Genomic DNA, 12908 nt, shown 5'->3' on the forward strand with positions numbered 1-12908 from the left:
TGATCGAGGAGAGCAACGAGCGGAAGGTGCCCCTGGAGAACCAGCTGGCGGAACTCGTGGCCCTGCGGGAGCTGAACGCCGCGGGCTGATCCGCCCTGCGGTGCGGGCCCCTCGCCCTCGCGGACTGGACACTGGTGGGCGGCGCACCGTGTATGCCAGGGGGCACTCGACAGCACTGCCCCGAGGCGCACAATGGCCCCATGTTCGAGACCTTCGAGACCCACCGCATCCCGGTCCCCGGCGCCACCATCCATGTGAGGACCGCCGGGCGGGGCGAGCCGCTCCTGCTCCTGCACGGCTTCCCGCAGACCCACGCGATGTGGCACCGCCTGGGCCCGGCCCTCGCGCGGGACCACCGCGTGGTCGTCGCGGACCTGCGCGGCTACGGAGACTCCACGGCACACGGCGAGGACTTCAGCTTCCGGGCCATGGCCGCGGACATGGTGGCCGTGATGCGCCACCTGGGCCACGAGTCCTTCCACGTGGTGGCCCACGACCGCGGCGCCCGCACCGCCCACCGCATGACCCTGGACGCTCCGGACGCCGTGCGCTCCGTGGCGCTGCTGGACATCCTCCCCACCCCCACCGTGTGGGAGCTCATGGACGACTGGCTGGCCACGCGGTACTACCACTGGCTGTTCCTGGCCCAGCCCGCACCCATGCCGCAGCGGCTCATCAGCGCCGAGCCGCTCACGTTCCTGCACGCGGCCCTGGGCGGGCTGGGCGGCACTCCCGGTTCCCTGGACACGTTCCACCCCGAGGCGCTCGTCGCGTACGAGGCCGCCGCCCAGAACCCGTCCGTGGTGGCCGCGTGGTGCGCGGACTACGCCGCGGCCGCCGGGGTGGACCGGGAGCACGACGACGCCGACCGCGGCACCTCCCGCGACCTCCCCGCCCTGCTGCTCTGGGGCGGCAACGGCGTGGTGGGTGCCCAGACGGATCCGCTGGAGGCGTGGCGGCCGTGGCTGCCGCGCATCATCGGCCGGGCGGTTCCCACCGGGCACTTCATGGTGGAGGAGCGCCCGGACGAGGTGCTGGCGGAGATCCAGGAGCACCTGGCGGCCGCCGCACGGGATTGAGGGGACCACCCGTGAAACATGCGAGTGCACTCCCACCGGCGGGACACCGCGGTTCCCGCGGCGGAAGTGCACTCACCTGTGAGAGTCGTCCCAGCGGCGTCGTCCGCGTGGGTCCATGGCGGGATCAGCCCGGGTTCATCGCCCGCGGCGCGCCCATGCCCGGGTCCACCTGGGTGGGGCCGCTGGCGGAGGGGCGGATGCCCACGTCGAAGATCTCCGTGGGCAGGTACACCGTGGCGCACGAGTTGGGGATGTCCACCACCCCGGAGAAGCGGCCCTCGATGGGGGCGGCGCCCAGCAGCAGGTAGGCCTGCTCCTTGGACCAGCCGAACTTGGCGAGGTAGTCGATCGCGTGCAGGATCGCGCGCTGGTAGGACAGGTGCGAGTCCAGGTAGCGCTGCTCGCCGTCGAGCGTCACGGACGTGCCCGAGAACGCCAGCCACTCCGAGTACACCGGCCCGTTGCGCCCGGGCATGAAGATGGCGTTCTCGCTCACGCCGTAGGTGTCCATGCCGCCCTTGATCACGTCCACGTGGATGTCGATGAAACCGCCCATCTCGATGCCGCCGCAGAACGTGATCTCGCCGTCCCCCTGGGAGAAGTGCAGGTCACCCATGGAGAGGCTCGCCCCGGACACGTACACCGGGTAGAACACGCGTGAGCCCTTGGTGAAGTTCTTGATGTCCTGGTTGCCGCCGTTCTCGCGCGGGGGAGCGGTGCGGGCGCCCTCACCGGCCACGCGGTCGAAGTCCGCGCCGCTCAGCGAGCCCAGGATCGCGGAGTCCGGCTCCGGCGGCAGGGCCAGCGGGGGCACGCGGTTCGGCTCGGTGGCGATCAGGTCGCCCTCGCGCTTGTTCCAGGTCTTCAGTAGGTCCGCGGACGGTGCGGTGCCCATGAGGCCGGGGTGGACCATGCCCGTGAACGTCACGCCGGGGATGTGCCGGGACGTGCACTCGCCACCCCGGAAGTCCCACACGGCCTTGTACGCGTCCGGAAACTGGTCCACCAGGAAGCTGCCGCCGTTCTTCTGCGCGAAGATCCCCGTGTAGCCCCAGCCCTGCCCGGCCAGCGGCCCCTCCTCCTGCGGAATGGGCCCCACGTCCAGGATGTCCACGATCAGCAGGTCACCGGGCTCCGCGCCCTCGATCCGGAACGGCCCGGACAGCGCATGCACCCGGTTCAGGGGAGCGTCCCGGATGTCGTCCGCGGAGTCGTCGTTCTTGATGGCGCCGTCGAACCACTCGCGGCAGTCGATGCGGTAGCTCTCCCCGCGCTTGAGTGTGGCCACGGGCGGGATGTCCGGGTGCCAGCGGTTGTGGCCGGTCAGCTTCTGTTCGGTGAAGGGCTTGGTGGAATCCAGCGGGAAAATCACTTCTGGCATGGTCCGTGACCTTTCTGGAGAGCCCCGCGGGCGGTTCCCGCGCGGCAGTGCGGGGAAGCTAGGGCCGCGGCAGCTTCGCGTGCCGGGGGTCCCGGGTGACACTCGGCGCAGTACCCGGGGAGCCGGACTGGCGGGGCAGGGAGCGGACGACGTCGGGCGCGTCAGCCGTGCGGGCGGCGTCGTCAATGGCGCGGGCTCGCGGAGAGTTCGCGCGGGACAGGCCCACGGCGGAGAACACGCGTCGCGCGTCCGCGCCGCACGCGGGACAGTCCTGGGAGCGCGGCACCTGGGCCATGGCGTGGTGGGCGTCGAACGGCCCGCAGGCCTCGCACCGGAACTCGTAGACGGGCATGGACGCTCCCTTCGCGCGTGTGAGCCACGATATAACTCGGACTGCGGCGGGGACAGGTCCGAGCGCTGCCCCGTGGGCGGCCCGACGTACAGGGAGAGGTTCTGCCCCCGACAACGCGATGTTCAGGGGCAGAACCTCTCCTCGGACGCGGCGTCCCGCACCCCGCGTACCCGCCGCGCGCGGGGCAGGCACGCGGGCGACGTCGTGCCCCGCCCCCGCGCGAGCCGGTCAGTTCAGCGGACCCACCGCGGACTCGACCGTGCGCACCAGGCGGCCCGAGGCTACGTACTCCTCCGCCGCCTCGATCTCCGGGGCCATGAAGCGGTCCGCGCCGGGGGCACCCACGCGGCCGTCCAGGTCCTTGATGACGGCCGACGCCGCCGCGCCCGGTTCCAGGGGCGCGCGCAGGGCGATTGCGCGGGTGGAGGTGAGCAGCTCGATGGCGAGCACCCGGCGCAGGTTCAGCACGGACTGGCGCAGCTTGCGCGCGGCGTGCCAGCCCATGGACACGTGGTCCTCCTGCATGGCCGAGCTGGGGATGGAGTCCACGGAGGCGGGCGCGGCCAGGCGCTTCATGTCCGAGACCAGCCCGGCCTGGGTGTACTGGGCGATCATCAGCCCGGAGTCCGTGCCCGGGTCCTCCGCGAGGAAAGGGGGCAGGCCGTGGGAGCGGGCCGGGTCCAGCATGCGGTCCGTGCGGCGCTCGGACATGGATGCGAGGTCCGCGATGGGGATGGCCAGGAAGTCCAGCACGTAGGCCACGGGGGCGCCGTGGAAGTTGCCGTTGGAGCTCACGGTGCCGTCGTCCAGCACCACGGGGTTGTCCACGGCCGCGGCGAGCTCCTGCTGCGCGACGTTCAGGGCGTACGCCGCGGTGTCCCGGCTGCCGCCCGCCACCTGGGGGGCGCAGCGCAGGGAGTAGGCGTCCTGCACACGGTCGTCGCCCACGCGGTGGGAGGCCACGATGCCCGAGCCCTCCAGCACCTTGAGCATGTTCGCCGCGGCATACTTCTGGCCCGGGTGGGGGCGCAGCGGCTCGTGCAGCTCGGGGACGAACACCCGGTCCGTGCCCAGCAGGCCCTCCACGGAGAACGCGGCGGTGATGTCCGCGGCGGTGAGCAGATTCTGCAGGTCCGCCAGCGCCATGATGAGCTGGCCGAGCATGCCGTCCGTGCCGTTGATGAGCGCCAGGCCCTCCTTCTCGGCCAGGGTCACGGGCTGGATGCCGGCCTCGGCGAGAAGCTCGGGGACGGGGCGCTCGGTGCCGTCGGGCCCGACGGCGCGGCCCTCGCCCATGAGCACGAGCGCACAGTGGGCGAGCGGGGCCAGGTCACCCGAGCAGCCCAGCGAGCCGAACTCGTGCACCACCGGGGTGATGCCCGCGTTGAGCACGGCGAGCATGGTCTCCAGGGTCTCCACGCGGATGCCGGTGTGCCCAGAGGCCAGGGTCTTGGCGCGCAGGAACATCAGCGCCCGCACCACCTCCCGCTCCACGGTGGGCCCGGTGCCCGCGGCGTGGGAGCGCACCAGGGACTTCTGCAGCCGGGTGCGCTTCTCCAGGGGGATGTGCTTGTTGGCCAGCGCGCCGAAGCCGGTGGAGATCCCGTACGCGGGCACGTCCGACGCCGCCAGCTCGTCGATGTGGCGGCGCACCTTGGCGACGTGCTCGCGGGCTTCCCCGGTCAGCTCCACGCCGGCGTCGTGGCGGGCGACGGCGATCACGTCACCCACCGTGACGCCGGAGGATCCCAGCTGCACGGTGGTGGGGAGGTCGGTGTCGAAGAGAGTCATGGGGAGGGGTCCTTCCGGTCGGGAGTGGTTCGGGAGAAGTGTGTCAGGGCGGTGCAGTGCACGTGCGCCGCGGGCGCTGCGCGCTAGGTGAGCAGCCGCACCAGCGGGGTGGCGATGAGGATGGTGAGCGCCACGCGCTCGAACCAGATGACCACCAGCGAGCGGATGGAGACCGGGATCTCGGTGGCCAGGATGGACGGCACGAGAGCGGAGAAGAAGATGATCGCGGAGACGCAGACAATCGCGATCACCAGGCGCAGGACGAGCGAGTCCTGCCCGGCCACCAGGGTGGCGGGGAGGAACATCTCCGCGATGCCCGTTGCCGAGGCCTTACCCGCAAGCAGGGGCTCCGGCAGGCCCACGATCCACGCGAACGGCACGAAGAGGTACCCCAGCCAGTCGAAGATCGGGGTGTAGCGGGCCAGCACCAGTCCGAGCAGACCGATCGAGAGGATCGACGGGAGGATGGACATGGCCATGCGCAGGCCGTCCCGGAGGTTGTCCCACACGTTGCGGCCCAGGCTGGGGGCGGTGTGCAGGGCCCCGCGTGCCTCGGCCCACGCGTGGTGGAAGCGAAGGCCGGTGACCAGCTTCTCCGGCTGGTGCTCCACGCCGGGGTAGGGGTCGTCCGGGATGCGGCTCAGCGGCGGGATCCGCACGGTGATGGCGGTGACCAGGAAGGTGACCACCAGGGCCAGCCAGAAGTAGAGCAGCCAGTGGTCCATGAGGTCCAGGGCCTTGGCCACGATCACCATGAAGCTCGCGGACACCGTGGAGAAGCCCGTGGCAATGATGGCCGCTTCCCGCGCCGTGTAGCGGCCCTCCCGGTAGACGCGGTCGGTGAGCAGGAGTGCCAGGGAGTAGCTGCCCACGAAGGACGCCACGGCGTCGATGGCCGAACGGCCCGGGGTGCGCCACACCGGACGCATGACCGGCTGCAGGAACACCCCGATGAACTCCATGAGTCCGTACCCGATGAGCAGGGCCAGGAACACGGCCCCGATGGGCACGATCAGCCCCACCGGGATCACCAGGGAGTTGAAGAGGAACGGGCCCATGTCCTTGGCCATGAGCCAGTCCGGGCCCACGCCGAAGACCAGGGCGCAGCCGACCACCAGACCCAGGATGTTCAGGAGTGCGAACACCATCTTCACAGGGGAGGCCCGCCAGGAGCCCGTGACGAACGGGAACACCGTCCCGGCGAGAATCACCGCCAGCGCGTAATAGGGCACGGCGGCACCCACGTTCTCCCGGAGCCACGTGACGATGTGGTCCAAGGGGATGGTGCTCTTGCCGCCGATGGTGACGGGCACGAAGAACATGAAGATGCCGATGGCGCTGTAGAGCACGAAGCGCAGCACATCGGCGCGGTTGGTGCGCGCGGGTTCCTGGAGTGTGCTCATTTCACATCCTCGTGACGGGTGAATCGTGGGTGATGGTCGTGTGCCGCGGGGTGCGGCAGTGCCGGGCGGGGTTCGATCCGGGAGGCCCCGCAGAACGCTGCAGGGCCTCCGGCTCAGATCTCCCGGCGGCCCGCCCGCCACACGCCCCACGTGAGGGGCATGCCGGGGCGGTAGGCCAGGTGGACGGCCTGCGGGGCGTCCAGCACGTGCAGGTCCGCGCGCGTCCCCACCGCGAGGTGGCCCACGGCGGGGCGGTCCGGGGTGGAGACGTCACGACGCAGCGCCTGTGCGCCGCCGAGCGTGGCCGCACGGATGGCCTCGTCCACCGTGAGCTTCATCTGCAGCACCGCGGTGGCCACGCAGAAGTTCATGGACGTGGTGTAGCTGGTGCCGGGGTTGCAGTTGGACGCGATCGCCACGGTGGCGCCCGCGTCCAGCAGGCCCCGGGCCGGGGCCAGCGGGGCACGGGTGGAGAGGTCGCACGCCGGCAGCACGGTGGCCACGGTGTCCGAGCCGGCCAGCGCCGCCACGTCCTTGTCCGAGAGGAAGTTGCAGTGGTCCACGGACGCCGCCCCCAGCTCCACGGCCAGGGACACACCCTCACCGGGGCCGATCTGGTTGCCGTGCACCCGCAGCCCGAGCCCCGCATCCCGGCAGGCCTCGAGCACGCGGCGCGACTGCTCGGGGTTGAACGCCCCGCGCTCGCAGAACACGTCCGCCCACTGCACGTACGGGGTCACGGCCTCGAGCATGGGCCCGCACACCGTCTCCACGTACTCGTCCGCGTCCACACCCTCGGGCACCAGGTGGGCACCCAGGAACGTGACCTCATCCGCGGCGTCCGTGGCGATCTTCGCGGCGCGCAGCTCCTGCTCCACGTCCAGGCCGTAGCCCGTCTTGGTCTCCAGATAGGTGGTGCCACCGGCCACGGCATCCCGCACGCGCCCGGCCACGAGCCCGCGCAGGGTCTCGTCACTGGCCTCCCGGGTGGCGTTCGTCGTCACGCCGATGCCGCCCGCCGCGTATGCCTCACCGGCCATACGTGCGGCGAACTCCTCACCGCGATCCCCGGCGAACACCAGGTGCGTGTGCGAGTCCACCCAGCCGGGCAGCGCCGCGCGTCCCTCGACGTCCACGGCACGGTCCGCCGCGGGTGCCTTGGAGGCGCGGCCCACCCACGCGATCAGCCCGTTCTCGACGACGACGGCCGCGTCCCTGAGCACGGAGTCCTCGCCCCGCGCGGGGTCCACGGTGTGCAACTCGCCGATGCCGGTGATGAGCTCGGAGCCGCCGGCGGACGACGCCGCCCGGTGCGACCGCGCGCCGGGCTGGGCTGCGTCTCTGGTCACCCCCGGTGCCGTCCCCGAGGAGGCGGCACCCGGGTGAGACTCGGTGCGGTGGCCGCGTGCGGCGTCGTCGTCCCCGGCGGGGGAGGTGGGGCGCCCGCTCACTGGTCCGCCTGGCGGGTGGCCGCGAGGTCGTTGTGCATGGGGATGTTGACGCCGCGCTCGTCCGCCACCTGGATGGCGCGCTCGTAGCCGGCGTCCGCGTGGCGGATCACGCCCATGCCGGGGTCGTTGGTGAGCAGGCGCTCGAGCTTCTCGGCCGCGAGATCGGTGCCGTCCGCCACCGAGACCTGGCCCGCGTGGATGGATCGGCCGATGCCCACGCCGCCGCCGTGGTGGATGGAGACCCAGGTGGCGCCGGAGGACGCGGCGGTGAGCGCATTGAGCAGCGGCCAGTCCGCGATCGCGTCCGAACCGTCCTTCATGGACTCGGTCTCGCGGTAGGGCGAGGCCACCGAACCGGAGTCCAGGTGGTCGCGGCCAATCACGATGGGCGCGGAGACCTTGCCCTCGGCCACGAGCTGGTTGAAGAGCAGTCCGGCCTTGTGGCGCTCGCCGTAGCCCAGCCAGCAGATGCGCGCGGGCAGGCCCTCGAACTCCACGTGCTCCTGCGCGGCGTCGATCCACTCGTGCAGGTGCTTGTTGTCCGGGAAGAGCTCCTTGATGGCGTTGTCCGTGACCTCGATGTCTTTGGGGTCGCCGGAGAGCGCCACCCAGCGGAAGGGGCCGAGGCCCTCGCAGAACAGCGGGCGGATGTACGCCGGGACGAAGCCCGGGAACTCGAACGCGCGGGTGTAGCCGGCGTGGCGGGCCTCGTCGCGGATGGAGTTGCCGTAGTCGAAGACCTCGGCGCCCTCGTCCTGGAACTCGACCATCGCCTGGACCTGGGCAGCCATGGCTTCCTGGGCCTTCTTGGTGAAGCCGATGGGATCGGCCTTGGCCTCGGCGTCCCACTGCTCCACGGTGAACTCGGTGGGCAGGTAGGACAGGGGATCGTGCGCGGAGGTCTGGTCGGTCACGACGTCCACGGAGATCTCGCCCGCGCGGTGGCGGCGCAGCAGCTCCGGGAACACGTCCGCGGCATTGCCCACGTACCCCACGGACAGCGCCCGGTGCTCGTTCTTGGCCGCCATGACCTTGGCGAGGGCGGTGTCCAGGTCCGTCTCCACCTCGTCCAGGTAGCGCTTGGACTGGCGGCGCTTGAGGCGCGTCTCGTCCACGTCGACGACGAGGCAGGCGCCGCCGTTCAGCGTCACGGCGAGCGGCTGGGCGCCGCCCATGCCGCCGCAGCCGCCGGTGATGGTCAGGGTGCCGGCCAGGGTGGGCTCGGGGATGCGGCCTTCCTCGTGCATCTTGCGGGCGACGGCGTAGAAGGTCTCGTAGGTGCCCTGCAGGATGCCCTGCGTGGCGATGTAGATCCAGGACCCGGCGGTCATCTGGCCGTACATCATGAGGCCCTCGTCCTCGAGCTTGCGGAACTCGGGCCACGTGGCCCAGTCGCCCACCAGGTTGGAGTTGGCGATCAGCACGCGCGGGGCCCACTTGTTGGTGCGCAGCACGCCCACGGGCTTGCCGGACTGCACCAGCAGCGTCTCGTCCTCCTCGAGCTCCTTGAGGGTCTTGACGATGGCGTCGAACGCCTCCCAGCTGCGGGCCGCACGGCCGGTGCCGCCGTAGACCACCAGGTCGTCCGGACGCTCGGCGACCTCCGGGTCCAGGTTGTTCATGAGCATGCGCATGGGCGCTTCGGTCTGCCAGCTCTTGGCGCTGATCTCGGTGCCGCGGGGTGCGCGGACGGGGCGGGCGTTGGGCAGTGCCATGAGTGGTCCTCCTGGTGCGGGTCGGTCCGGGGCGCGTGAGGTCGCGGACGGGGAATGAGTCCATGGGACCACGGGCGGTGACGGGGGTCACGGGTTTTGGAGGGGGTTGTGTCTGGGATGCCAGACAGAGGCGGCCCATTCGCGGCTCTGTCTTGCGTAGGAGCGACGCCATGGGGCAAGAAAGTTTACAGTTGCAACTTAGTGTTGCTGTGTGGCATGTTAGGAACATTCGCAGTAACGGCCACGCTTCCGTATCGCCGAGAAATTTCTTGCTCGCGCTAAAGATCTGGACGGTCGCTTCGAGCAGTATGAGATGCACTACCCTTTTGAATGTCTGGACGGCGCTGGGCAATAGTTAGGAAAAGACTCCTATTTCTGCAGACCCCACCCGAGTCTAAAAATCGGTATACCATCAAGGAGAGTTGGAATGTTTGGTAGCATTGCGGACAAAATTGTCGCAAAAGCGGTTGATGTAATTCCTCCGAGACTTTTGTGGCAACTGTTCGTGTCCGTTATTGGCTCCATAGTCATAGTGACGTGGACGGGGGCTGCTGACCCAAAAATTACATCCAGCGACGCACAAGACGCTAAAGCTATTGGCATGGCGGGCACGCCGCTGGGAACTATCTACCGTTGCTTGGGCGCTCTTGGAATTCCGCATGATTGGGTCTGGTCTGGGTACAGCTACTTCGCGGACCGACCAGCCCTCGCCAACATTCTTGCTGGACTGGCCCTTGCTCTGAGTATAGGGGCCACGGCTACTTTAACGCATAAATTTCAGATCCCCTCGCCACCCGCATTTAACTGGTGGATTTGCGCACTAGTAATCACACAGTTTACCCCCGCATTCTTATGGATTTTAGCTATCGCCGTTGTTGCCAAGAGTATTTACGATCACCGGAAAGAAGCCCCCCGAAGTCTGGATGTGCTATTGCTCCCTGGTGCGCAGATAATCTTCGCTGCCGCTTACTGGATTGTTACACTTCTCGCCGTTATTGCTGGTGGGGGTACACATCCCCCCAAGGTGCGTCTAGTTTAAGGGAGGGATTCCATGTTTAAATACCCGGCAAGCACCAGTGAGCAGACTGGATCTCCAGTGGACCTAGGGGAACATGGGAATATAGGCGCGGGTGGTCTGTTACCGTGCATGAATGTGGAGCAGGATTGCATTATCGCGCCGGTGGGCCTGGGCTCTGCGGACGCAGGTCACCGCCGAGATCTTCGGGCACATTGGGCCTCTGTAAATAGGGCAAAAGTGGTCCACACGCCGGATCCACTACCTGCTGAAACTGGGGTACCAGCTGCATATGCCCGGGGGAATTGTATGTAGATAGCCTGAGTGCGGACAAGGTCATTCTCGTGAGTCCACACGGGTCGATCCAGGTGCGCGAGGCCTCGTGAAAACGTGCGTGATGGGAGAGGGTAGTTTCAAAAAACAGCAAGAATCTAATGCAGGTAAAACTGGCCAACTTCACTCGATTTGCTGAAGATGAAGACTAATCTATGAGTTGAATATAGAAAAGAGGCAGAGAAATCCATGGACGCAAATCTACCCATTGCGGATATTTTTAGCGATTTAACCGGCGCGTTCTTGAGGGCCCCATTAAATTATCACCGTTTAAACCAGCTGACTTGTGGTGAAAGTGGGCTACAAGAAGAAACTATAACAGACCTACTTGTTAACGAAATGGCTGGCGGCGAATATCGTGTAGATGCGGTGTGTCCTGCCCAAGGGCAGAGCTGTGCTGATACATGCAAAAGCTGGGGCGATGATTTCGAGCAATCAGATTACCCGGCTCGCGTCAAGCAGTTAACTCGCCGTGAAGAGGGGGGATACAAAGGTAAACAGGCTGGGGTGGGCGCTGATTGGGTGCTGGAAGTCCGGCAAAAAAACAAGGCTGTGCGGATGCTCGTTCAAGCAAAACGCATTAACGTAAATAATCAAAGTTTGGCGGGTTTCGCAAAATCGAAACAAATAAGACAGCTTGAATCGGCGGCTCAGCGGTTGCACGCAGCGCCTTTTTATGCGTTTTACCTTAAACACGGAGATCCTCACGAAGAGCTGACAACTGCCTGTAAGCGTCACACGCAGGCCTGGGAGACTTCCATACTGTTGATTTCTGCTGAGCGCGTAAAGTCACTCCAGAATAGTTCCGAATGGGTGAGTTCAGCGTGGCCCCTTCGGTGTCTAGGTGGGTGCCCGGAGTTGGGAAATTCTCAAGATGACGTGTTCGGTAAAATTGAGAACATAATTAAATACTATTATCCCAAGCGCAAACCAATTAAAATAGATGACGGGTTTGCGTCAATCAGCGAACCCGCATCCACGAATGAACTTCAATCTATTTCGATTGACTCGAACGTGTGGCGACCGCAATCAATTCTTAAGGCTGAAAAAAATGCGGGTTTAATTATGGTGGTGCGTGTGGGAAAGCCTCGCCATTCAGATGTTGACGGCGTAAGACGTCAAGACGAAGTAAGGCGCATCGGATGGCATACGGACCCGTCATTGACCGATGAAGAATGGAAAGAGGCAACGCGCAAATATTGGCGTGTGGACCTAAAAAAAGCGAATACCGTCAAGTATCTTGTTGCGGCGCATCGAGGTGAAGTCCAAAAGGTATACAAAGTCATCAAGCCAGGGGCGTTTACTGTATATGAACCAGTGGATGGAGATGGAAATCGACGAGTAGCATTTGAAGTGAGTGAAGTTGTATCTGAAGATGATTATTGTATCATTAGCCAAGTGGCGAAAAATCGCTTAAAAAATATTAAAAATCAATCGCCATTCGTTTACGCTGAAATCGATAATTCTGTATGCTAATTGCCAAATCTGCGTCAATAAACTTTACTGGTAGCGTGTCGAGTCACCAGACTTCTTTGCTATTCATCCCCCTGGCCCCGGCGCCGCCCCGTGCAACCTCCGCGTCAATGCCGCCGCCGTCCGTCGCACGTGCCCCACCAGCTCCGTCCGCCGCTCGTTGTCGATCTTGTGCCCCAGGAACGTGAGCGCCACCCCCGCGACCGGCAGTCCCCGGTGGTCGTGCGCCGCGACCGCCACGGACGCGAAGTTCGGCGTCACGTCCCCCTCCTCCACGGCCCAGCCGCGCTCCCGGGTCCGTGAAAGCTCGGCCCGCAGCTGACCCGGCGTCGTGATCGCCGTGCTCTCCCAGCGCGACGCAAACGAGTCCCGGTCCGGGTACAGCGCCCGCACCTGCGCCGCGGGCAGCCCGGCCAGCATCGACCGTCCGCTCGCCGTGAGGTGCGCCGGGATGCGCACCCCCACGTTCGTCACCAGCGACGGCTTGTACGGCGCCCGCTCCTCCACCACGTAGACCACGTCCCGCCCGTGCATCACCGCCAGGTGAGCGTTCTCGCCCACCGCGTCCACGAGCGCGCGCAGCAGCGGCTCACCCAGCCGCGCCATGGGGTCCTGCCGCGTGTACGCCGAGGACAGCTCGAACGCCGCGATCCCCAGCCCGTACAGCCGCTCCTCGGGCAGGTGCACCACGAACCCCTGCTCGGTCATCACCGCCAGCAGGTGGTACACGCTGGACCGCGGCAGCTCCAGCGCCGTCGCAATCGACGACGCCGCCACCGGCCCTTTCCGCGACGCCAGGAACCGCAGGATCCGCAGCGTGTTCTGCGCGGCAGGCACCTTGGCTCCCGGCATGGCATCTCCTCCGTTGAGCAGCGGTGGGCGACGACGCCGCGCGGCCACCGCGCGTGCCCCCGG

General features: G+C 66.8%; 10 protein-coding genes. 3 read left to right on the forward strand and 7 right to left on the reverse strand.

All coding sequences use genetic code 11. From position 1 onward, the window contains the following. The first annotated feature begins 200 nt into the window (after positions 1-200). A complete protein-coding gene (locus C1C97_RS08325; protein ID WP_121031158.1) occupies positions 201-1079 on the forward strand; it encodes an alpha/beta fold hydrolase in 879 nt (292 codons plus the stop codon). 124 nt (positions 1080-1203) lie between these two features. Here C1C97_RS08325 and fmdA read toward each other — a convergent pair whose 3' ends face one another. The 6 genes from fmdA to C1C97_RS08355 all read right to left on the reverse strand — a co-directional run bounded on the left by fmdA (position 1204) and on the right by C1C97_RS08355 (position 9172). After that, positions 1204-2460: a formamidase gene (gene fmdA, locus C1C97_RS08330; RefSeq protein ID WP_121031160.1), complete on the reverse strand. Its 1257-nt coding sequence runs from the start codon at positions 2458-2460 to the stop codon at positions 1204-1206. 58 nt (positions 2461-2518) lie between these two features. Beyond that, positions 2519-2812, reverse strand: a complete 294-nt coding sequence (locus C1C97_RS08335; RefSeq protein ID WP_121031162.1) for an FmdB family zinc ribbon protein — start codon at positions 2810-2812, stop codon at positions 2519-2521. A gap of 228 nt (positions 2813-3040) precedes the next feature. Then, positions 3041-4603, reverse strand: a complete 1563-nt coding sequence (gene hutH, locus C1C97_RS08340) for a histidine ammonia-lyase (RefSeq protein WP_121031164.1) — start codon at positions 4601-4603, stop codon at positions 3041-3043. Between the two features lie 83 nt (positions 4604-4686). After that, the gene (locus C1C97_RS08345; protein ID WP_121031166.1) at positions 4687-6006 is read right to left on the reverse strand and encodes a YjiH family protein; all 1320 of its coding nucleotides are present in this window, start codon (positions 6004-6006) and stop codon (positions 4687-4689) included. Positions 6007-6119: 113 nt separating this feature from the next. Beyond that, the gene (hutI, locus tag C1C97_RS08350; RefSeq protein ID WP_121031464.1) at positions 6120-7283 is read right to left on the reverse strand and encodes an imidazolonepropionase; all 1164 of its coding nucleotides are present in this window, start codon (positions 7281-7283) and stop codon (positions 6120-6122) included. Between the two features lie 170 nt (positions 7284-7453). Continuing rightward, complete coding sequence (locus C1C97_RS08355) at positions 7454-9172, reverse strand: urocanate hydratase (RefSeq protein ID WP_121031168.1); 1719 nt, start codon at positions 9170-9172, stop codon at positions 7454-7456. A gap of 427 nt (positions 9173-9599) precedes the next feature. On the opposite strand from C1C97_RS08355, the gene C1C97_RS12180 reads away from it, so the two are divergent. Further along, positions 9600-10211, forward strand: a complete 612-nt coding sequence (locus C1C97_RS12180) for a hypothetical protein (protein ID WP_147406066.1) — start codon at positions 9600-9602, stop codon at positions 10209-10211. A 498-nt stretch (positions 10212-10709) separates the two neighbouring features. Next, positions 10710-11996 carry a hypothetical protein gene (locus C1C97_RS12185; RefSeq protein WP_147406067.1) on the forward strand — a complete coding sequence of 429 codons (1287 nt, stop codon included), beginning with the start codon at positions 10710-10712 and terminating at the stop codon, positions 11994-11996. Between the two features lie 63 nt (positions 11997-12059). Here C1C97_RS12185 and C1C97_RS08360 read toward each other — a convergent pair whose 3' ends face one another. After that, positions 12060-12845: an IclR family transcriptional regulator gene (locus tag C1C97_RS08360; RefSeq protein WP_121031170.1), complete on the reverse strand. Its 786-nt coding sequence runs from the start codon at positions 12843-12845 to the stop codon at positions 12060-12062. Positions 12846-12908: the final 63 nt, after the last annotated feature.

The sequence above is a fragment of the Kocuria tytonis genome, assembly GCF_003226895.2.
GTDB lineage: Bacteria > Actinomycetota > Actinomycetes > Actinomycetales > Micrococcaceae > Kocuria > Kocuria tytonis.